Source organism: Bradyrhizobium sp. BR 10261, from assembly GCF_019455395.1.
Lineage (GTDB): Bacteria > Pseudomonadota > Alphaproteobacteria > Rhizobiales > Xanthobacteraceae > Bradyrhizobium > Bradyrhizobium manausense.
In genome coordinates this window covers 201789-221274 of the sequence record NZ_JACOFQ010000007.1, presented here as the reverse complement: position 1 = coordinate 221274, position 19486 = coordinate 201789, and the positions used below count along the sequence as shown (strand labels likewise).

Genomic DNA, 19486 nt, shown 5'->3' with positions numbered 1-19486 from the left:
CGATGTGAAGACGGTCGACGTCATTTATCGATATCAGGCCGACGCGCCGGCGAGATCCCGACCGTCCGGTAGCAGCGAAGCACGGTTTCGTCTTGATGAAGGCAACCGGACATTCGCGGCGCTGCTCGATCAGGTCAAGGACGAGTTTGGGCGGACGGAGAGAGTTGTGCCGGTCGACGCACGTGACCTGGGCCTGATCTCCGGCGAGGTTGGGCTGCCCATCCAGCATCCCTTCGCCGCCGTTCTCGGCTGCTCGGACGCCAGAGTGCCGATCGAGCTCATTTTCAACGAAGGTCCGAACGACCTCTTCGTCGTCAGGGTGGCAGGCAACGTGCTGGGCACAGATGTGCTCGGTAGTTTGAAGTTTGCCGTCGAGCACCTGGGCGGAAGTCTGAAACTCATCGTTGTCCTGGGACATAGCGGATGCGGCGCCGTGACCAGCGCGGTCGACGTGTTCCTGAATCCGAGCGGCTACGTCTCGCTCGCAACGAAGCATTCGCTGCGCAACATCCTGGATCGCTTGCTGGTCGTGATTCAGACCTGCGCAAGGAAGTTGACCACGACTTTCGGACCGGACGTCTTGCAGCGACCACAATACCGAGAGGCCCTGATTGAAGCATCGGTCGTCACAAACGCCGCGCTCGCGGCTTATTCGATCCAGGAGGCAGTAGGGGCGACGAACGACGCGGAAGGCCTGCGAGCGGTCTATGGCGTCTATCTGCTCGAGAATCGAGAGGTATGGGCACCTCGTCCGCGCGGCACGGAAGTCGTTGGTCTTGCGGCAGCCCCACGTGACCTTGCCGCATTTGTCGATCTGGGCGACGCCATTGTCAGGTCGGAGCGAATTGCCCACCTTCTCAGATAGGGCAAAGAACCGGCAGGTCTGCTGGAGCGCGTTGAGGCTCAGTAGGATCTGTCGCTAAGGTCGCGGCGTTGGCTGCGGCGTCGGTGTCGCGGCAGGTTGCTGCGACGCTGGAGCAGAAGGCTGCTGTTGCGGTGCTGTGACCTGTTGCGGATCGCCGCCGCCGTGCGGAACGCACGTCCCCACGTTGCTGAGCAGCCGTTTGGCCTCGATATCGCGGGCCTTCTTGTAGTCGCTGCGGCGGTCGATCCTTGCGGCAGCCGTGCGATCCCACGCATCGAACGCGTCAGCATAGTGCTGCCGCATCTGCTCCTCAGCCGAAAGGCAATCACTGAACTTGTCGAACACCAGATCGGTGTTGACGGGTGAGATGCCGCCGACCAAGACGACCAACATCCATTTCATCGCGCCAGCCTACGTTCGTGCCCGCTAACGGGAACGAAGAGGCTTGGGCAAAGTTCCGAGGGGAGCCCAGATGCTGACGATATGCGCGGGGTAATCGCAATAGGAGAGCACTTCCCGTGTGGCCATCCTTCGAGACGCCCGCCCTTGGCGGGCCCTCAGGATGAGGACCGAGCGTGCGGCCTTCGTTTTGACGAGCGCCGATGCAGCTTGGCCTCATCCTGAGGAGACCGCGAAGCGGTCGTCTCGAAGGACGAGGCGTGCGCGGGTCGCGCAAAATGGCATATGAGCTGGCCTCCTTCCGCTGTCCTTTGGTAAGCTGACGATACACGCACTCTCCAAAGCGGAATTGTTGTGACCGCACCGCCCAAAAGGACAGCCCATGAGCATCAAAGCCGTCGTGTTCGACGCCTACGGGACGCTCTACGACATCCAGTCGGTCGCTGACATCACCGAGGATGCGTTTCCCGGCTATGGCGAGATCATCACGCAGGTCTGGCGGATCAAGCAGCTCGAATACACCTGGCTGCGCTCACTGATGCGGCGCTATCGGGATTTTGCGGCCGTGACACGCGACTCGCTGGCTTATACGCTGCGCATGCTTGGGCTCGCTTATGACAACGAGGCCTTTGAGCGCGTCGTCGAGAAATATCTGCATCTCGATCTCTATCCGGACGCGACCACCGCGCTCACCGCCTTGAAGCCGCGAAAGCTTGCCATCCTCTCCAACGGCAGCCCGGACATGCTGAACGCCCTGGTGCGCAATTCCGGGCTCGACCGCCTGCTCGATGCCACCATCAGTGTCGACGCGAGGAAGATCTTCAAGCCGAGCCCGGAGGCCTATGAGCTGATCGGCGAGGTGCTCGGCACCGCACCTGAGGAGGTGCTGTTCGTCTCCTCCAATCCCTGGGACGTCGCCGGCGCCAAGTCATTCGGGCTGAACGTCGCCTGGATCGAGCTGATAACGCCGGAGGCCATGGCACTGGCTTGCGTCGAGACCGAACTCGTGGCACCCCTGACAATGTTCAAGGCGATCCGCACCCAGATGGACGAGCTCGGCTTTGCGCCGGATTACCTGATGCGTTCGCTGTCGGACCTGCCCGGGATCATCTAGCGATGAGCCTGACATTGCCGCCCGCCCGTAAGTCCTCGATGAGCCCATTGGAATGAGCCTTCAATCCGTTCGCGCCTTTTTCGCCGAGAAAGCCCCCGATATCTCTGTCATGGAATCCCCGATCAGCTCGGCGACGGTGGCGCTGGCCGCCGAAGCCTATGGGGTCGAGCCCGGCATGATCGCCAAGACGCTGTCCTTGCGCATCGGCGAGCGCGTGATCCTGATCGTCGCCGCCGGCACCTCGCGCATGGACAACAGGAAGGTGAAGGCGCAGTTCGGCGGCAAGCCGAAGATGCTGGGGCTGGAAGAGGTCGCCGACATCACCGGCCACGAGGTCGGCGGCGTCTGCCCGTTCGGGCTGAAATCACCGCTGCCGGTCTATTGTGACATTTCGCTGAAGGCGTACGAGGTGGTGGTGCCGGCCGCGGGCTCGACCCACAGTGCCGTACGCATCACGCCGGAACGGATGGCCGAGCTGACCGCCGCTAAATGGGTCGATGTCTGCGAGGTCAGGCCGTAACGCGGCGCGCGTCTCACATCTAGCCACCCCAGCCGCAATAGGGCCGGCAGCGATAGCCTGCACGATGCCAATGGCCCCAGTGCCAGCCGAAACGCGCCTGCACCAGGTCGCTCTCCTGCACCATCGGCCTGGCGGCTCCGGACAAAGCAGTGACTGGAGCTGCCATTGCAGGGGCGCCGAGCAACAGCGCGCCAATCACGAAAGATGCAGCAGGAATTCCGGTCATGGATTTGGTCGCGGATTTGGTTCTGGACATGACATTCCTCCGATCCACAGCTTGCGACCGCAATCAACCTGGCAGAGGGCAATTCGTTGCACCGACATGACGGTTTCGGGACGGGACGGCCGGTCCCTGAACCGTGATGGCGCAAGATGCAATGCCTGATGCATTTGCCGGTCAGCTCCGAAAACCGCTGCACAGTTTTCCGGATCATGCTCTAATGTGGGGACCATGCCCGACGACAAGGTGAAACGACGACTGACCACCGTGCTGTGCGCCGACGTGTACGGCTATTCCCGTCTCATGGAAGCGGACGAGGCCGGAACGCTGGAGGCGCTCCGCCGCTCCCGCGCGGCCATCGCCCGCCTGGTCGAGCGTCATGACGGCCGCATCGTGAACACCTGGGGCGATGCCGTGATCGCCGAGTTCGCCAGCGTGGTCGAGGCCGTGCAATGCGCGATCGAGATCCAGCAGGAAATATCCGATCAGGAATCGGTCGCACCTGAAGCGAGCGCGATGCGGTTTCGCATCGGCATCAATCTCGGCGACGTGATGGTGGACGGCACCAACATCTATGGCGACGGGGTCAATATCGCATCGCGGCTGCAGGAGCTCGCTGACCCCGGCGGGGTCGTGATCTCGAGCTCCGTCTACGACCAGGTGCACAACAAATTATCCGTTGGCTTCGACTGTCTCGGCCAGCGCCCGATGAAGAACATCGCGCCCCTGACCAGCTATCGGGTGACCCTGGGCGGCCAGGCCGCCGCGCAAACCAGCATCCCGATGCAGGAAAACCGGACTCCATCACAGAGCGCGCGCGCTCCGCGGATCGACGACAGGCGCGAGCCATCATCGTCCACGAATGCCGTTTCGGATTGGCTGGGAAGGCTGCCGCGGCCGGTCGCCGTGGCGCTAACCGTCTCGGCCTTCCTGATCACGATCAATCTGTTCACCGGCGCGCACAAGATCTGGTTCCATTGGCCAGTCGCGATCATCCTGCTCGGCGCCGCCTTGCGGACGGTGCTCGGACGTCGACCGGAACGGGACAGAAGCTAGGCAGCGCTAATCATTGTCATAGGGCCGTGGCAGCACCTGCCGAGGGGGCGGCGCATTGTCATAGCGCGGCGGCGGCGCTGCGCGATTGCGCGGGACTTGCTGTTGCGGCGGCATCTGATTGTTGGACTGGAACACAGCGCGGCAGCCGCTGGAGAGTTGCGGCGTGTTCTGTCGCAGGCAAGCGGTGATGCGGCTCACATCCGGAATCTGGTCGCTGCACAGCCGCCAGACGTCCGGCGTGCAGGCCATCTGCTGCTCCAGGGTTCCGCGATATTCTTCGGCGGATGCTGCGCCCTGTGCGACGATGCCGGCAATTGCAAGCGCTACACCCAACGCAATCCGCTCTTCTCGCATGTCTTCTTTCCTTCCCGAGTCCCGTCGAATTGTCGTTAAACAACGAGACGCAGGAAGGTTCGGGATCACAAAAAAATGTGAAGGGAGCTGGAACCTATTCCACCCTCCCGATCTGCTTGACGGCCGCGTTCCTCCGCGGTGTTCGCCGACAGCGTGGCGGTCGGCACGAGCACAAGCCGTTTACGAAGCGTTAGCCATGTTCGGTCCCGTCGGGAACGCATCTCTTCACCCTCCGTTGCCCCGACAGGGCGTGCGGAGGGAGTGTGTTATGGGAAAACTTGCGACCATTGACGTCGCCCTGGACGAGATGCTGGTGAACCTGGCGGCGATCGTCCTGCGGCTTTCAAAGCCCGAGATCACGCGCACGCCGGAAGCCCGCCGCGCCCTGACGCAATCGGTGCAGCAATACGCGGTGTGCGCCGCGCGCTCGACCGACCCGCGCGTGCATGAATTGAAGACGCAGCTGGAGAACACGATCAAGCCGAGCCTGCGCATTGTCGCGATCGACGGCGTGAAGGTGTCGTAGTCAGCAGACAAAGACGTGGGCACGCTTTCGCTTTGCCCACCCTACGATAGTAGCGAGCTGCGGTAGGGTGGGCAAAGGCGCGCTCTTCGCGCGCCGTGCCCACGATCACTCGCCGAAATGCCCGGCAATCTCTCGCATGTCGCCTCCCCAATCCACGGGAAGCGTGCCCTGCTCCACATACTGATGGAAACTGCTGAGCGACCAATCGCGCACCCGGGTGACGAGGCCGTGCTTCACGGGATTGAAGTGAATGTAATCGACGTGTCTCTCCAAATCCGCCTTATCACGAATGGCGTGCTCCCAATAGCGGCGCTGCCAGATGCCCTTCTCGCGCTTTTTCAATTTGCTCATTGAAGGCGGGCCGGCCTCCATACCTCGCGAAAAGCCGCCTTTGATCAGATTCCAGCGCGATGAAAAGTCGATGTCATGGTCCGGAAGCGACCAAATCGCATGGAGATGATCGGGCAGGACACAAATAGCAACCGTCTCGAACGGACGGCGCTGCTGGACGGTCCGATAAATTCGTCTCAGGCGATCAGCTTGATCGACAAGCAGCGTGCTCGAGCGATCTTCGAGTGCGACCGTGAAGAAGAACGTGCTGCCCTGTGCGCGCCGATATCGAGACAGTTGTGATCTCCTCGAGCAAAGGCGTGGGCACGCTTTCGCTTTGCCCACCCTACGATAGTAGCGAGCTGCCGTAGGGTGGGCAAAGGCGCGAAGCGCCGTGCCCACGATCACTCACAAATTGCCCGGCTGTCGCGCATAACCCTGCAAGCACGGCGGCCGCTGTGCGCGCCGATATCGAGACACTGGCGATCAACTCGGGCAAAGACGTGGGCACGTAGTGGCTATCCCGTCGCCTTCGCACGCTTCTGCGGCTTCCGCTTGCAGGTGCCGGGCAGCTTCGCCGCCAAGAAATCGGCGAGCGCTTCGACGCGCGCGGGGCGCGGGCCGCCGGGCGGAGTGACGAGGTGCACGGCGCCTTCGGCCTGCTTCCAGTCTTTCAGGATGACCTCGACGGTCCCGGACGAAATGGCTTCGCCGACGATGAACTCGGGCAGCTCGGCGATGCCGAGGCCGGCGATGAGCGAGGGCATCACGGCTTCACCGTTGTTGACGCGAAGCTGGCCGCCGGGACGGACGCTGGCCTGCTCGCCGGCGGCGTTGGTGTAGTGCCAGAGGTTCGGTGTCGAGAGATAGGCGTAAGCGAAGCATTTGTGCTCGGCGAGATGCATCGGATGCGTGGGACGGCCGTGCTTCCTCAGATAGGACGGCGCGGCCACGGTGAAGCGCGGCATGGTGAACAGCCGCCGCGCGATCAGCGAGGAATCCGGCAGGCGCGCGATCCGCACCGCCATGTCGAAACCTTCGCCGATCAGATCCACGGTCGCATCGCTCAAGTGAAGATCGACCGAGACCTCCGGATAGGTCTCGAAGAACTCCGGCAAGAGCGGCGCCACCGCCTTGATGCCGAACGTCATGGGCACCGCCAGCCGCACCAGGCCGCGCGGCGCCACCGATTGCGCCAGCGCCTCGTTCTCGGCTGCTTCACCATCGGCCAGGAGCCGCGTGGCGCGATCGGCGAGCTTGTGGCCGGCATCGGTCAGCGCGAGACGCCGCGAGGTGCGGTTGAACAAGCGGGCCCCTAACCGCTCCTCCAGGCGGGTGACAGCCTTGGACACCGTCGCCTTGGACATTGTGAGCTCGCTGGCGGCCCCCGCAAACGACCGTAGCTCCACGACTTTTGCGAAAATCGCGAGCGCCTCGAAATCGGGGAGTTTGGCCATGGCTGGGTCCGTCAGGGCTATCCTGGGAAACAATGTGTTTCAACAGTTTCTATTTCTATACCACAGGCGGCGGCTTATCCAAGGTCCATCAGGAATTGAGGACTGGTCCAACCCGGGGAATGACGCAAATGATCGAACTCAGACCTTTCGACAAGCTCGGCGGCGCCGATGACGGCTGGCTGAAAGCCAAGCATCATTTCTCGTTTGCCAGTCACTACGACCCGAACAACATGGGTCATGGCGCCTTGCGGGTGTGGAACGACGACGAGATCGCGCCGAACACCGGCTTTCCCGCCCATCCCCACGCCAACATGGAGATCATCACCTATGTACGCGAAGGCGCGATCACCCATCAGGACAGCCTCGGCAACGAGGGCCGCACGGAAGCGGGTGACGTGCAGGTGATGAGTGCCGGCAGCGGCATCCGCCACTCCGAGTACAATCTCGAGCCGACCAGGACCCGGATCTTCCAGATCTGGATCGAGCCTGTGGCGCGCGGCGGTCAGCCGACCTGGGGCTCAAAACCGTTTCCGAAGGCGGATCGCTCCGGCAAGCTCGTCACCATCGCGAGCGGCCTCGACGGTGACACCGACGCGCTGCCGATCCGCGCCGATGCGCGGGTGCTCGCCACCACGCTGAAGGCCGGCGAGAGCGCGGAGTACGAGCCGCACAAGGCGCGCCACCTGTATCTGGTGCCCGCGGCCGGCGCGGTCGAGGTCAACGGCGTGCGCGTCAATGCGCGCGACGGGGCCGCGATCCGCGACGAGAGCAAGCTGACCATCACGGCGCTCGAAGATTCCGAGCTCGTACTCGTCGACGCGGCGTAACACCCAGCAACCAGCCATCACATCCAATCCCAACGGAGACCACCATGACCAAAGTTCTCGTCCTCTATTATTCCGCCTACGGCCATATCGAAGCGATGGCGAACGCCGTCGCGGAAGGCGCGCGCGAAGCCGGAGCCACCGTCGACATCAAGCGCGTGCCTGAGCTGGTGCCGGCCGAAGTCGCGAAGGCTTCGTATTACAAGGTCGATCAGGCCGCCCCCATCGCCAAGGTCGAGGACCTCGCCAATTACGATGCGATCATCGTCGGCACCGGCACCCGCTTCGGCCGCATGGCCTCGCAGATGGCCAACTTCCTCGACCAGGCCGGCGGGCTCTGGGCCAAGGGCGCGCTGCACGGCAAGGTCGGTGGCGCCTTCACCGCAAGCGCGACCCAGCATGGCGGCCAGGAGACGACGCTGTTCTCAATCATCACCAACCTCCTGCATTTCGGCATGGTGATCGTCGGCATGAACTACGGCTTTGCCGGCCAGATGAAGCTCGACGAGGTCACCGGCGGCGCGCCCTACGGCGCCACCACGATCACCGGCGGCGACGGCAGCCGCCAGCCCAGCGCCAACGAGCTCGCCGGCGCGCGTTATCAGGGCCGCCAGATCGCGGAAACGGCGAAGAAGCTGCACGGTTAGGCCAGGGCTTCAATCTGCTGCATGGCAGATGCGACGCGGGCGGCATTCTTCTCACGGGGATGCCGCCCCATCTCTATGAGCGACAACGAGACGACTTCCGGACAGGACTTTGCGATAGCGATGGCTTTCGAACTTCTCTTGATTGCACAGATGATCCGCAGGCCGGCCCAGGCGCTGGCGCGCCGCTGGTATTGCCGCAGCCTGTTTCGCGCCTCGCGCGGCCGGTTTCACTGCGCCGAGTGCACCGGCTCGTAATCCGTCACGCCCGCGTGATGTCCGCGTGCGGCGGGATGCTGACATCAGGCGCAGATGCGGGTGCCGTTGAAAGCCACCAGCCGTCACCGGCGAACCAGCAGGTCTTGTCGGGCGCCTCGCCCCGCCGCAGCGACTGCACGCTCTCCCAGTCCTTTGTGAACGCTTCGGCCAGTCGCCGGCCTGCCTCCGCATCCTGAAGCCCGGCGCAGCCGATGAACTGGGCGCGGCTCAGGAATTTCGCGGGCCAGGCCGTGCCCTGCTGCGGGCGCGTGATCATCAACATGCCGCCGAGCACGCCCGCCGGCGCCAGCGGAAACACCAGCCGGCCGCCGGGCCGCAGCGCCTCCAGCCATTCCGCAGCCGGCTGCGCCGCGCCCGCACAGACGTAGATCACGTCGACATCGGGCAGATCGGAGGAAACGCCCGAGCGCGCGCGCAGCTCGACACTGGCGATGTCCTTCAGATTCTCGCGCGCAAGCGCTGCGAGCCGTTCGTCGACCTCATAAGCGTAGACACGGCCGCCCGGCCCAACGAGCTCGGCGAGGATCGCGGTGTAGTAGCCCGTGCCCGCGCCGATCTGGAGAACCGTCTCTCCTTCCTTGACACCGCAGCCGCTGAGCCAATGCGCGTGCGCGCCGGGCATGCCGATGTTGATGCCGTGCGCCGGATCCAGCGCCAGCAGCGTGTTCTGATAGAGGAAGGCGGGATCGTCATCGGGCGTCACGACATAGGGATGGCCGCCCAGCGTGATCGACCACGGCCCGGGCCCGGCGAAGGGTTCGCGCCTCACCGTGCGAAAGGCCTGTTCGAGGCGAGGGTCCGTGGCCCTGGCCGCGGCGCAGATCAATTGCGCAAAGAACGCGCGATATTTGTTCGAACGATCGTGCATGTCGCCTCCTGGCTGAGGCGGTCACGATAGCACAATTAATGCGATATTCGAGTGACCGCTGCAACCGGCGACAGTTCAGCGCGCCTTGCCCATGGCCCGCGCGGCCAAGGCTGCAAGCCTTGGATGACGGCGCAGTCCCTGCGCGGCATGGTCGCGCAGAACAAAAGGCAGCCCGCGCCAGGACAGCGCGACGGTGACATCGGTCAGGGCGACCGGCTCGGCACCGAAGCGGCGCTTGTAGTCGTGATTGCCGATGCTGAGATCGAAGCGCCGCACGCCCTGCGCATGCAAGGCCGCCATGGTGCGCTCGGTCACGAGCAGCCCCGGCGAGCAATTCGCCCATCGCTTGCCGGCATGGCCGATCCGCAGCAAATAATACGTCGCGCCGGATCTGACGCCGAACGTGGTCGCGACGATGCCCTCGTCACAGACCAGCGCCGAAACCACCGCATAGCCTTCGGCAACGCCCTGCCGGGCGACATCGCGGTAGAAGCGGGCATGGGTGGGGTCGTTAAGGACGAACCGCGAGCCGAGCTGCTGCATGCGCTCTTGCTGCTGGATGTCGATCACGTCCAGAAGCTCGTGTGCCCGTGCAACGTCGGCGGCGATTTCGAAGCGGGCGCCGGCATGCCGGCTGAACACGCGCCAACAGCGTGACATCTGCATGCGCTTGATCGAGGCCTGATAGTCCGCATAGTCGTCGCCCATCAGCACGAGATTGGCGTTCAGCGAGCAGGAGCCGGAGCGGCCGAGCGACACCAGCGGGTTCGGCTTGGCGCCGACATAGGACGGCATCTTCTTGAAGCGAAGCAGGTCGAAACGGTCAGGCAAGGCGCGCAAGCCGTCGACCAGCGCCGCACTGATCGCCTCTGCGCCGGCCGCATCGAAATTCGCATCGCCAGCAACGATCGGAGCGTTATTGTCGGAGACGCCGAGATCGGCAAACTCGACCATACGGATGCCGCGCCTAAAGTGGCTGAACATCGGCACGACGGCGATGTCCTTGGCCGTCGCCGCGTCGGTGATGACGGCGATCAGCGGCGAGACGCCTTCAAACGCCCCGTACCAGGCACCCAGCCAGTAACCATGCTGAAACGCGGTGCGATGCCCGGCGTTCAGGCGCAATGCCGCCTGTCGCCAGTCGCGCAGGAAATCGATCGAGATTCCCGACACGCTGGGGGCCCGACCGTCTAGCTGCTCGACGCTGAGAAAGGCCATTTGCGGGGCATACAGTTACTGAACACGTCCAGATAGATGATGTTTTGCCGCTGACTACAAGTTAGGTTGCTGCTTATCGTTAAGCGGTTACCGTCAGCCCGCGCGCATGTTTTCAGCCGTGCCGATATCCGAACGCGCGGCTGCGACAGGTTGTCAGGCATCGGGTTCACCTTGCGCGACGCATTGGAACCTGGCCAGAAAGTGCAGCCCTGCGACCGCAAGCGCAAACATGAACCAGACCGGATTCTGCCGCTCGACCAGGAAGGTCTCGGTCGTTCCGAAGTAGAGGCCGAACAGCCAGATGGTCAGGAACAGCCTGCCCAGCGCATGGCTGCGATTGTGGGCCTGGACCTCCTGGAAATTGCGCAGCGGTGCGAGCACGAAGATGAGGATGACGAGCAAGAGGCCCGGCAGGCCGATGGTGACGGCAAGGTCGAGATAGCTGTTGTGGCTGTGCGCCGCGGTCACCGCCCATTCCGAGCCCTGGATAGTCTTCCCCTCCGCCGCGCCGTCCCAGAACGCCGCATAGCCATGACCGGTGATCGGCCTTTCAGCAACGGCTCCGAGCGCAAACTCCCAGATCTCGGAACGGCCGGTGAAGGTGGGGTCGATCGGAAGCGCCCGGGTGATGCCGCCGAGCACCGGGCTCATGACGCTGCCGACCGTCAGCAGGTTCATCACGATCAGCGGCGCGAAGCAGATGATCCGCTTCAGCCACAGGCTTCTGATGGCATAGACCACCGATGCCAGTGCATAGACCGCAAGACACAGCACCGAGGACGTCTTGCCGCCGGTGAAGATCAGGAAGATGCCGGAAAGCAGCGCGATCGCCGGCCCCATCACGAAGGAGCCCACGGCCGTCAGGTAAATGCCTGTATAGACCAGGATCGACATCACCGGCGAGGCGATGTTCTTGTGGCCGAAGCTGCCGCGCCAGTCGCCGGCAAGCTGCGGCTCGGTGATGTCGAGCGCGGTGTGGATCGAATATTGCGGGGCAAGGATGATGCCGAGATAACATATCACCAGCAGCACCAGCGCGGCGCCGCCGAGGCACAGATCGAAGCTTCGCTGCGTCGGCGGCAGCAGCGGCAGCAGGATAGCCAGCGTGGTTGCGCTGGCCGCGAGCACGAAGCGCTGGATCGAGATCTCGCGGCTCTCGGAGAATGCGAGATTGATCATCATCCAGCCGATCAGGCAGAGATGCAGCGGCGTGACCAGGCTTCTGAGCGAGGGCGCGTCGGTCGTGCAGGTGAGCAGCACCGCGATCGCGGCCAGCAATCCGAACGAGACATAGGTCGTCGCCAATCGTCCGCTGCCGATGGCGGCGACGTCGGGATTGCGCAGATCGGCAAACGGATCGAGCGTGATCAGGACCAGCAGCAGGCTTGCAACGGCAACAAGACAACGCGCCGTGCTCGCGACGTCGAACTTCGCCAGCGAATCGCGCAGCGCCTCGCCCAGCGAGCGGGCCTCGACGTCGGTCATGTCTGCGGCGCTGCGATCCATGCCTCAAGGCCTGCCGGAACGATGGGGGACCCCAAGGGCCTACACCGGGTCTAGCCCATCCCCGTTAACCATCCGTCAACCAGCACGCCCGAGGCGGCAGGGACCCGGCTCTGCCGCGCGACGCTGCGCGCGATTTCGTAATATTGCAGCGCGCGCTGCTCCAGCGTCAGATTGTCCACGATGTAACCGCGCGGATCGAATTTTCCCGCGGTGCAGCCGGCCCAGAAATCGGTCCAGCGCTCCTCGAAGCCGGCGGGATCGGTGAACTTGAGCCCGCAGCGATCGTCCCAATAGGGCACCGACGAGACGGGCGCGAACTGGACGCGGTGCGGGTAATAGTCGGGATCCCGCCACGGACCGCCGGGATCCCAGGCGAACACCGGCACGCCGCAGGACAGCGCCTGCTGGTAGGCAATGCCCTGGCTCTCGTTCTGGCACAGGAAGATCATCGCGCGCGAGCGTGCCAGCGCGGACCGGTAGTCCTCCTCCCTGTAGCTGCCGTAACGCAGCTCGGTGAAGGAGCGGCCTTCCCTCGTCAGCCTTGCGCGAACCGGCTCGAGCAGCTCCGGCACGTGCCGCTCGCGATCCAGGCTGACCTTGTCGTAGATCAGGACGTCGACGGTCTTGTCGCGCGGGCGCGACGGCGCCCAATGATCCGTGTCGATGCCGACGGGCCAGGCTTCCGTCTCAGGCCAATGCGGCCGGTACATCTCGGCATACCACGGACCGGGCACCAGGAATTTCCTGACTGGAAGCCGCCTGAACAGGTCAGGATCGTCGAACGGATGGTTGTAGGCACAAACGCCAAGCAGGATCGGGTTCTTCCACGCAAACTTGTCGAGCAGGAAGGCGCGGCCGATGATGCAGGCGACCTCTTCCTGATGCTGCGCGATGTAGCCGTAGTCGTTGACGCGATAGCGGATCCCGAGCCGGTCGAGCCCGGCGCAGAGATTGAGGAACACGCGCAGCTGCCCGCTCATGCGCGGCTCACCAAACAGCATCTTGCGCGCCATGCGACGCAGGTGGCGGTCGCCGGGAAACCAGCGATCGTCCTTGTCCTCGTAGAACAGGTTGAGGATCATGTCGTCGGGATCGTAGTCGAACGTCTTTGCGGGCACTTTCATCCATCCGCGGCATCAGGGCCGGTAGTTTCGCACGAGACCGGCTGTCGTACCTGTCGAAATCAGCGACAGACTTAACGCCCCGGGTTTAACGCTAATCTACGAAACCGATCATTTCGGCCGCGTTCGCAACACCGATCTGGTTCTTATCTGGGTATCATCTGCGCACGCCAGGATCGCGGCTGCAGGCCGCCTGGTTAACAGATCATTAAACACGATGAGCCCTCGCTTGCCTCTCGCCGAAGCCATGCTCGATGCAGCGACTACAGCCCCAGTGGCGGCGGACGCGCGTGCGACGTCGCCTGCCGTGTCGGTTGTCATCCCCGCGAAGAATGCCGCAGCCTATATCGGCGAAGCCATCGAGAGCGCGCTCATGCAGGGCGGCGTCAGCGAGATCATCGTCGTCGACGACGGCTCGACCGACGGCACCGACGCAATCGTCCGCGCCATCCGCGAGCCGCGGCTGCGCCTGATGCGGAACGACGCCAGCGGCGTGTCGGCCGCGCGCAACCTCGGTGCCCGCAACGCGCGCGGGGACTGGCTGCTCTTCCTCGATGCGGACGATCGCCTGCGGCCCGACGCGGTCAAGACATTGCTGGCGACGGCCAGGACCGCTCCGCAGGCGGTTCTGGTCTACGGCGACTACAACACCATCGACAGCGCCGGGCGATCGATCGGCCGCCGCGGTCTCTTGAAAGGACGGCTCAAGCCATCGGGCAATGTGCTGGAACGGCTCGCCGGCGGCAATTTCATCGTCAACGGCGGCATCATGCTGATTCGCGCAGATGCCTTCCACACCAGCGGCGGCTTCGACGCTTCACTGCGCTATTGCGAGGACTGGCACTGCTGGTGCCGGCTCGCCGCAACGGGCGAGTTCGCCTATGCGCCCAAGCTTCTGCTCGATTATCGGCTGCACACAGCCAATACGATGAATGCGGCAGCGCGGACGCCACAGGATTTCTTCCCGGCGGTGGCGCGCGTGTTCGGTGACGAGCTCATCCTAGGCAAGCTGCCGTCAGGCGCGGCAGCGCGGCTGCGGCAGGCGGCCGAGATCCATCTCGTCACCTATGCTGCGACGCAGGCGGTCCGCTTCGGGCGATATCGCGAGGCGCTTGCCTATCTCGGCATGGTCGGGCAGCGATCGCTCAAGGCGATGCCGCGGTCCGCGATCAAGATCGCGCTTTCCTGTCTTGGGATCTAGCGTCGCTGCGCCAACCCGTCAGGAGGGGATCTTCGAGGCCTGATAGGGCTTCGGATCGAAGCCGAAAGCTGCGAGCGCGGACCCGACAGCCACCAGCAAGGGATGCATCGCCACGACGGCCTTCGATGACGTCAGCAGGCGGAACGAGCGGATCAGAGACAGCGGCAGCCGTCCGAGCGTCTGCGCAAACAGGCGCGCCCGTGCCGACGCACCGTGCGCGGCCTTGGATCGCACACGATAGTTGATGACGCCGATGCGCAGGCCCCGCCTGGCGATCCAGCCGAAGCCAGTGCGGCTTTGCGGCACGGTCTCGGTGATGACGGCTTCCGCGGTCCAGTGGAAGATCATACCGGCATTGCGGCCGCGATAGAAGAAGTCGCAATCGCCGCCACCGAGAAAATTGAACTGCAGATCGAAGGCGGGGCTGCCGAGCCGCTCGAACGCAGCGCGCGTGATCAGGCAATTGCCGCAGCCATAGATCATCGGCACAGCACCGGTGTAATCGTAGGCAGGGCAAAAGGCGGGATGACGCGCGAGCCAGGGCTGGCTGTCATCGTCAAACACGGGCAGCACCGGTCCGCCGACGATGTCGGCACCGGTCGCCTCCGCCGTGCGAACCATCAGCTCGAGCCAATCGGGCGAAGCGATCTCGTCGTCGTCGATCATCAGGAAGCGGGTCGCGGCGGGAAACACCGCCTGCGCCGTCTCGAACGCGGCGTTGATCGCCCGGCAATTGCCCTGCCGCTTCTCGACCAGACAGATGCCCTGGAGTTTGCCTGACACGAGGTATTCCGCAGCCACCGGCGCGCTCGCGCGTGCTGCCGCATCGTTCTCAACCATGACCACCGCGAATGAGCGCGGGGTGCGCTGATTGACCAGCGAATCCAGCGTCAGCCGCAGATGTTCAGGTCGGCGGAAACAGGGAATGCAGACGACGATGCCGACCGAGAGGTCGATGACGCGCGAACTCGCCGCGATCTCCCTGAAGGGATCGCGCAACCTTTCCGAGATCCGGCTGGCGGACAAATCTGTCGGGATCAGCGTCATTGCGGTCTCAATGCCTGAGATATGTTGAGAAAGCCCTGCCTCGACTGTCCCGCGACGGCACCGCCGCACGGGACAGATGCGTCCCAATATGAGCGGCCTGCCCGCGTGATCAAATTGCACCGCGACGGCGATGTCGCGTCGGTGAGGCGTCCTATCATGCGCTTCGTCGCTTTAGCGTATTTTTCCGGCAGATTGCTTCGCGCCTCTGCAATTCGCAGTCCATCACGCGCCAGAAGCGCACGCATGGACGATGCCGTAGTTAACGTGGGGTCCGATTAACCCGGCTGTAAGCACCGCGATCGGTGATGCCCCGCGGCATCGGATTTGCTCTTCGAGGCCGCGCGATCTTTCCTGTAAATTTAAGTCGAACAAGCGCGGTTGGAAACAATGGGCAAGTCGGCCACGATCGATTTCGCGACGGCGACGCTGCCGAAGCTCGAAGCGTTCGACGGCGCCGCCGTGCTGCAGATGTCCGGCGCAGCGACTGTCACGTCGTTGTGCGGAGGCGCTGAGCCATGCGTGCGCTGATCGGCCGTCAAGCTACGATGCCGGACCGGTGCGCGCCGCCGGGCACGCATGGTAAAGAACCGTTAATCACTGGAGGGCTGCCGGCACCGGGGCGGCGCAACGACGCAGCAGAGGCGGCGTGCCCTTAAACGCTTTGTTTGCCATTTCGGTGAATAGTCCCTCAATGAGTATGGTTAATTTTCCCTGTTGCGTTGATTGCGCACCTATATCCCCGGTGCGAGGCGTAAAGCGAAGAGTAACCCCTCAGCCCGCGACCGTTGCAATGAAAGCTGGGGACTATGCTTGACTACAACCAGCCGATCGATCGGGCCAAAAATCCGACCGGGTCGGAAGCCCCGCGGCGGAGATCCGAGTCCAGCTTCAACGTGCTGGAGCTCGCCAGCCTGCTGTGGCGGCGCAAGACCGCGATTGCCTCCGCCGCACTGATCGGCGCGTGCCTCGCCGTCGCCGTCGGCAAGAGCCTGACACCCCGTTACACTGCGACCGCGCAGCTCTATGTCGATCCGCGCGAGCTTCAACTGGTCGATCGCGAGCTGACGCCGCGCGCGCAGGACGTCTCCGGCATGTCCATGCTGGTGGAGAGCCAGGCGCGCCTCATCACCTCCAACAGCGTGCTGCTGCAGGTAATCCAGCAGGCGGGTCTCGACAAGGATCCGGAATTCGGCGGCAGCGACGGCAAGAGCCTGGCTGCCTCCTTGCTCGGCCTGGTCGGCCTCCAGCTCCGCACGCCTTCCGCTGCGGAAGCCAAGGAGGTGCAGCTCGCCGCGCTCGACGCGCTGAACAGGCACATCACGATCCGCAAGACCGAAAAGAGCTTCATCGTCGACATCGAGGTCTGGTCGACCGATCCGGCGAAGGCGGCGATGCTGGCCAACACCCTGACCAACGCCTACCTCACGGAATCCCGCAACTCCCAGGCCATGGCGGCGCGGCGCGCCACCAGCGAATTGTCGGGCCGGCTGAAGGAGCTGCGCGAGCGGCTGCGCAATGCCGAGACCGCGCTTGCCAACTACAAAGCCCAGAACAATTTCGTCGGCACCCAGGATTCGCTGATCTCCGATCAGCAACTCTCCTCCAGCAACCAGCGCCTGTCCGCGGCCCGCGCAGCGACGATGGACGCCCAAGCTCGGCTGGACCAGATCGAGGCCAACAAGCGGACCGCCGCGGATGCGGGCGCAATCCCCGAAGCGCTGCAATCGCCGACCATCGCCAATTTGCGCGCGCAATATGCCGACGCCCGCAAGAAATATGCGGAGCAGACCGCCGAACTCGGACCCCGCCACCCGGCGCTGCGGCAGACCGAGAAGCAGGTCGAGGATCTCAAGCGCACCATCAACGAAGAGATCGATCGCTTCGCACTGTCCGCCAAGAACGACCTGACCCGCGCCCGCGATTACGAAGCCTCGCTCAACCGGGCGCTGGAGGTGCAGAAGCGACAGAGCGTGCAGCTGAGCCAGGCGGCGGTGCGCCTGCGCGAGCTCGAGCGCGAAGCCGACGCCAGCCGCGATGTCTACCAATCCTTCCTCAAGCGCTCGCGCGAGACCGAGGAACAGGAAACCCTGAACACCTCGGCCGCCCGCGTCATCGGCGAAGCCACCATACCGCAACGCCGCTCGTTCCCGCCGGGCATGGCCCTGTTCGCGATGATCGGCTTCGGCTTCGGCGCGCTCGCCGCCATCTTCTGGTTCGTCGCGGCCGAGCATCTGTTCAACGGCACGACCACCCCCGAACCGAGCCGCCGCGAACGCAAGCCTGCGCCCGGAATTGCGATGCCTGAGGTCGAAGCCACCGCGCCTCCGCCCGCGCTCGCGCTGGTCGAGAAGCCGCTGATCGCCCGGCTCCAGGAGGCGGACGTGATCCGCACGCTCGGCGCGATTCTTGCGACCGGCAGCGGCGTCGACCTGACCCGAATCGGCTGGCCGACACTCCGGCCCGGATTTCCGTTGACGACGCTGCTCAACGCGCTGCGCGACATGCGTGCGGCGACGGCGCGCCGCGCCGGCAGCAAGACGATGCCCGTGATTGCGCTGGTCGGAGCCGGCCAGACCTCGGGGCGCAGCGTGACCACGTTGAACTTCGCGCTCGCGGCCGCGCGCGACGGCAGCCGCGTGCTGATGATCGATGCCGACCATCAATCACACGCGCTCTCGAACAGGATCAAACGCCCAGGCAAGACCGAAACCGGCAAGGTGGGCTGGCTCTCGATCGTCAGCAAGGCCGCGCGCGAGATCAAGACCGTGAACGGCATCTCGGTGCTGCCGGCGACCAAGACCGATGCCGACAGGGCCACTGAGTCGATCCGCAAGGCAATTGCGCAGGCGCGCGCGGCCGGCGGTTATGACCTCGTCATTCTCGACGGTCCCGCGATGCCGCTCTCGGCCGCCGGCCGCAAGCTGCTCGATGTAGCTGACGCGCTGGTGGCGGTGCTGCCGACCAGCCACGACATCAACGACAGCATGGAAGAGATCCTGACCGCGCTCGGCGCCGCCCAGCGCAAGCTCGTCGGTGTCGTGCTCGACGAGCTCACCCCGGCAACCCAAACGCTCCAGCGAGGCAAACAATATGCTTGAGCGCCGCGTCAATCTCGAAGGTCGGGCCGCAACCGCCGACGTGCCCCGGATCACTATCGGTGGCCTGCGCATGGCCGCGCTCGACCTGGAAGCCACCGCCGACTTCATGATCGCGGCGACCGATCAACGTCACCGCATCAACCGGCCGCTGTACCTGACCTCCGCCAACGGCGAGGTGCTGGCGCGCTGCTCGACGGAGCCGCAGATCGAACGCCTGTTCCGCGGCGCCGATCTGATCAATGCCGACGGCCAGCCGCTGGTGGCGGCCTCGAAGCTGCAGTCCTGGTTTCCATTGCCGGAGCGCGTTGCCACGACCGACCTGTTCCATGTCGTCGCGCGCAAGGCGGAGGTGACCGGTCGCACCTTCTACATGTTCGGCGCCAGCGAGGAGGAGAACGCCGCGGCCGTCAGGCGTGTCCAGAACATGTATCCGAGGCTCAAGATCGTCGGATACAGCCATGGCTATCTCCATGGCGAGGCGCTGCGGGCCAAGGTCGACGAGATCAACGCGCTGGCGCCCGACTTCCTGTGGGTGGCGCTCGGCGTCCCCAGCGAGCAGGCTTTTGTCGAGGAATACACGCCGCGGCTGACCAATGTCGGCATCATCAAGACGTCAGGCGGCCTCTTCAACTTCCTGTCGGGCAGCCGCTCCCGCGCGCCGCGATGGATGCAGAGGGTCGGGCTTGAATGGGCCTGGCGTACCTGGCTCGAGCCGCGCCGTCTGTTCTGGCGCTATTTGACCACCAATCCCCGCGCGATCTATCTTCTCTTCAGCCGCAACCCGCCGATCAATCGCTGAGGCCTAAAGCGCGATGTGATTAGGATGAATCACAATCGCG

General features: G+C 64.2%; 22 protein-coding genes. 12 read left to right on the top strand and 10 right to left on the bottom strand.

Annotation, left to right across the window (positions count from 1 at the left end):
• Window positions 1–4: 4 nt before the first annotated feature.
• A complete protein-coding gene (locus HYH07_RS10640) occupies window positions 5–865 on the top strand; it encodes a carbonic anhydrase (RefSeq protein ID WP_220002446.1) in 861 nt (286 codons plus the stop codon).
• Window positions 866–919: 54 nt separating this feature from the next.
• Here the strand turns inward: HYH07_RS10640 and HYH07_RS10635 are convergent, their stop codons facing one another.
• Entirely contained in the window at window positions 920–1246 is a 327-nt protein-coding gene (locus tag HYH07_RS10635; RefSeq protein ID WP_228749370.1) for a hypothetical protein, read from the bottom strand.
• Window positions 1247–1646: 400 nt separating this feature from the next.
• Between HYH07_RS10635 and HYH07_RS10630 the strand changes: the two genes are divergently transcribed.
• Window positions 1647–2378, top strand: coding sequence for a haloacid dehalogenase type II (locus tag HYH07_RS10630; RefSeq protein ID WP_220002444.1), 732 nt, complete (start codon window positions 1647–1649; stop codon window positions 2376–2378).
• 52 nt (window positions 2379–2430) lie between these two features.
• Window positions 2431–2898, top strand: a complete 468-nt coding sequence (locus HYH07_RS10625; RefSeq protein ID WP_220002443.1) for a YbaK/EbsC family protein — start codon at window positions 2431–2433, stop codon at window positions 2896–2898.
• A gap of 19 nt (window positions 2899–2917) precedes the next feature.
• Here the strand turns inward: HYH07_RS10625 and HYH07_RS10620 are convergent, their stop codons facing one another.
• Entirely contained in the window at window positions 2918–3154 is a 237-nt protein-coding gene (locus HYH07_RS10620) for a hypothetical protein (RefSeq protein WP_220002442.1), read from the bottom strand.
• A 195-nt stretch (window positions 3155–3349) separates the two neighbouring features.
• Between HYH07_RS10620 and HYH07_RS10615 the strand changes: the two genes are divergently transcribed.
• The gene (locus HYH07_RS10615; protein WP_220002441.1) at window positions 3350–4174 is read left to right on the top strand and encodes an adenylate/guanylate cyclase domain-containing protein; all 825 of its coding nucleotides are present in this window, start codon (window positions 3350–3352) and stop codon (window positions 4172–4174) included.
• A gap of 6 nt (window positions 4175–4180) precedes the next feature.
• Here the strand turns inward: HYH07_RS10615 and HYH07_RS10610 are convergent, their stop codons facing one another.
• Window positions 4181–4528 (bottom strand): hypothetical protein, encoded by a 348-nt coding sequence (locus HYH07_RS10610; RefSeq protein ID WP_220002440.1) that lies wholly within the window; start codon window positions 4526–4528, stop codon window positions 4181–4183.
• Window positions 4529–4796: 268 nt separating this feature from the next.
• Between HYH07_RS10610 and HYH07_RS10605 the strand changes: the two genes are divergently transcribed.
• Window positions 4797–5054, top strand: coding sequence for a hypothetical protein (locus HYH07_RS10605; RefSeq protein ID WP_220002439.1), 258 nt, complete (start codon window positions 4797–4799; stop codon window positions 5052–5054).
• A gap of 105 nt (window positions 5055–5159) precedes the next feature.
• On the opposite strand, the gene HYH07_RS10600 is transcribed toward HYH07_RS10605, so the two are convergent.
• The gene (locus HYH07_RS10600) at window positions 5160–5681 is read right to left on the bottom strand and encodes an REP-associated tyrosine transposase (protein ID WP_220002499.1); all 522 of its coding nucleotides are present in this window, start codon (window positions 5679–5681) and stop codon (window positions 5160–5162) included.
• A gap of 221 nt (window positions 5682–5902) precedes the next feature.
• Window positions 5903–6841, bottom strand: a complete 939-nt coding sequence (locus HYH07_RS10595) for a LysR family transcriptional regulator (RefSeq protein ID WP_220002438.1) — start codon at window positions 6839–6841, stop codon at window positions 5903–5905.
• Between the two features lie 128 nt (window positions 6842–6969).
• Between HYH07_RS10595 and HYH07_RS10590 the strand changes: the two genes are divergently transcribed.
• The 3 genes from HYH07_RS10590 to HYH07_RS36570 all read left to right on the top strand — a co-directional run bounded on the left by HYH07_RS10590 (window position 6970) and on the right by HYH07_RS36570 (window position 8567).
• The gene (locus HYH07_RS10590; protein ID WP_220002437.1) at window positions 6970–7668 is read left to right on the top strand and encodes a pirin family protein; all 699 of its coding nucleotides are present in this window, start codon (window positions 6970–6972) and stop codon (window positions 7666–7668) included.
• A gap of 44 nt (window positions 7669–7712) precedes the next feature.
• Complete coding sequence (gene wrbA, locus HYH07_RS10585) at window positions 7713–8312, top strand: NAD(P)H:quinone oxidoreductase (protein WP_220002436.1); 600 nt, start codon at window positions 7713–7715, stop codon at window positions 8310–8312.
• A gap of 120 nt (window positions 8313–8432) precedes the next feature.
• On the top strand, window positions 8433–8567 hold the full coding sequence (locus HYH07_RS36570; protein WP_271600739.1) for a hypothetical protein: 135 nt from the start codon (window positions 8433–8435) through the stop codon (window positions 8565–8567).
• 4 nt (window positions 8568–8571) lie between these two features.
• Here HYH07_RS36570 and HYH07_RS10580 read toward each other — a convergent pair whose 3' ends face one another.
• The 4 genes from HYH07_RS10580 to HYH07_RS10565 form a co-directional block, all read right to left on the bottom strand.
• On the bottom strand, window positions 8572–9456 hold the full coding sequence (locus HYH07_RS10580) for a protein-L-isoaspartate O-methyltransferase (protein WP_220002435.1): 885 nt from the start codon (window positions 9454–9456) through the stop codon (window positions 8572–8574).
• Window positions 9457–9531: 75 nt separating this feature from the next.
• Window positions 9532–10674, bottom strand: a complete 1143-nt coding sequence (locus HYH07_RS10575; protein WP_220002434.1) for a GNAT family N-acetyltransferase — start codon at window positions 10672–10674, stop codon at window positions 9532–9534.
• A 153-nt stretch (window positions 10675–10827) separates the two neighbouring features.
• On the bottom strand, window positions 10828–12180 hold the full coding sequence (locus HYH07_RS10570) for an O-antigen ligase (protein ID WP_220002433.1): 1353 nt from the start codon (window positions 12178–12180) through the stop codon (window positions 10828–10830).
• A 50-nt stretch (window positions 12181–12230) separates the two neighbouring features.
• Window positions 12231–13298, bottom strand: coding sequence for a glycosyltransferase family 1 protein (locus HYH07_RS10565; RefSeq protein WP_220002432.1), 1068 nt, complete (start codon window positions 13296–13298; stop codon window positions 12231–12233).
• Window positions 13299–13548: 250 nt separating this feature from the next.
• Between HYH07_RS10565 and HYH07_RS10560 the strand changes: the two genes are divergently transcribed.
• Entirely contained in the window at window positions 13549–14502 is a 954-nt protein-coding gene (locus HYH07_RS10560; protein ID WP_228749392.1) for a glycosyltransferase, read from the top strand.
• Window positions 14503–14520: 18 nt separating this feature from the next.
• On the opposite strand, the gene HYH07_RS10555 is transcribed toward HYH07_RS10560, so the two are convergent.
• Window positions 14521–15549 (bottom strand): glycosyltransferase family 2 protein, encoded by a 1029-nt coding sequence (locus tag HYH07_RS10555; RefSeq protein WP_220002430.1) that lies wholly within the window; start codon window positions 15547–15549, stop codon window positions 14521–14523.
• Between the two features lie 387 nt (window positions 15550–15936).
• On the opposite strand from HYH07_RS10555, the gene HYH07_RS10550 reads away from it, so the two are divergent.
• The 3 genes from HYH07_RS10550 (at window position 15937) to HYH07_RS10540 (ending at window position 19446) form a co-directional block, all read left to right on the top strand.
• A complete protein-coding gene (locus tag HYH07_RS10550) occupies window positions 15937–16077 on the top strand; it encodes a hypothetical protein (protein ID WP_220002429.1) in 141 nt (46 codons plus the stop codon).
• A gap of 278 nt (window positions 16078–16355) precedes the next feature.
• Entirely contained in the window at window positions 16356–18647 is a 2292-nt protein-coding gene (locus HYH07_RS10545) for an exopolysaccharide transport family protein (protein WP_220002428.1), read from the top strand.
• On the top strand, window positions 18640–19446 hold the full coding sequence (locus tag HYH07_RS10540) for a WecB/TagA/CpsF family glycosyltransferase (RefSeq protein ID WP_220002427.1): 807 nt from the start codon (window positions 18640–18642) through the stop codon (window positions 19444–19446). The genes HYH07_RS10545 and HYH07_RS10540 overlap by 8 nt, the downstream gene beginning before the upstream one ends.
• The last annotated feature ends 40 nt before the right edge of the window (window positions 19447–19486 follow it).

What these genes read in the sequence shown, in the direction of transcription:
- HYH07_RS10615 (WP_220002441.1), top strand. Translation starts at nt 3,350, where the DNA reads ATGCCCGACGACAAGGTGAAACGACGACTGACCACCGTGCTGTGCGCC.
- HYH07_RS36570 (WP_271600739.1), top strand. Translation starts at nt 8,433, where the DNA reads ATGGCTTTCGAACTTCTCTTGATTGCACAGATGATCCGCAGGCCGGCC.
- HYH07_RS10610 (WP_220002440.1), bottom strand. Translation starts at nt 4,528, where the DNA reads ATGCGAGAAGAGCGGATTGCGTTGGGTGTAGCGCTTGCAATTGCCGGC.
- HYH07_RS10550 (WP_220002429.1), top strand. Translation starts at nt 15,937, where the DNA reads ATGGGCAAGTCGGCCACGATCGATTTCGCGACGGCGACGCTGCCGAAG.
- HYH07_RS10540 (WP_220002427.1), top strand. Translation starts at nt 18,640, where the DNA reads ATGCTTGAGCGCCGCGTCAATCTCGAAGGTCGGGCCGCAACCGCCGAC.
- wrbA (WP_220002436.1), top strand. Translation starts at nt 7,713, where the DNA reads ATGACCAAAGTTCTCGTCCTCTATTATTCCGCCTACGGCCATATCGAA.
- HYH07_RS10590 (WP_220002437.1), top strand. Translation starts at nt 6,970, where the DNA reads ATGATCGAACTCAGACCTTTCGACAAGCTCGGCGGCGCCGATGACGGC.
- HYH07_RS10625 (WP_220002443.1), top strand. Translation starts at nt 2,431, where the DNA reads ATGAGCCTTCAATCCGTTCGCGCCTTTTTCGCCGAGAAAGCCCCCGAT.
- HYH07_RS10620 (WP_220002442.1), bottom strand. Translation starts at nt 3,154, where the DNA reads ATGTCCAGAACCAAATCCGCGACCAAATCCATGACCGGAATTCCTGCT.
- HYH07_RS10560 (WP_228749392.1), top strand. Translation starts at nt 13,549, where the DNA reads ATGCTCGATGCAGCGACTACAGCCCCAGTGGCGGCGGACGCGCGTGCG.
- HYH07_RS10595 (WP_220002438.1), bottom strand. Translation starts at nt 6,841, where the DNA reads ATGGCCAAACTCCCCGATTTCGAGGCGCTCGCGATTTTCGCAAAAGTC.
- HYH07_RS10570 (WP_220002433.1), bottom strand. Translation starts at nt 12,180, where the DNA reads ATGGATCGCAGCGCCGCAGACATGACCGACGTCGAGGCCCGCTCGCTG.
- HYH07_RS10545 (WP_220002428.1), top strand. Translation starts at nt 16,356, where the DNA reads ATGCTTGACTACAACCAGCCGATCGATCGGGCCAAAAATCCGACCGGG.
- HYH07_RS10605 (WP_220002439.1), top strand. Translation starts at nt 4,797, where the DNA reads ATGGGAAAACTTGCGACCATTGACGTCGCCCTGGACGAGATGCTGGTG.
- HYH07_RS10630 (WP_220002444.1), top strand. Translation starts at nt 1,647, where the DNA reads ATGAGCATCAAAGCCGTCGTGTTCGACGCCTACGGGACGCTCTACGAC.
- HYH07_RS10580 (WP_220002435.1), bottom strand. Translation starts at nt 9,456, where the DNA reads ATGCACGATCGTTCGAACAAATATCGCGCGTTCTTTGCGCAATTGATC.
- HYH07_RS10575 (WP_220002434.1), bottom strand. Translation starts at nt 10,674, where the DNA reads ATGGCCTTTCTCAGCGTCGAGCAGCTAGACGGTCGGGCCCCCAGCGTG.
- HYH07_RS10555 (WP_220002430.1), bottom strand. Translation starts at nt 15,549, where the DNA reads ATGACGCTGATCCCGACAGATTTGTCCGCCAGCCGGATCTCGGAAAGG.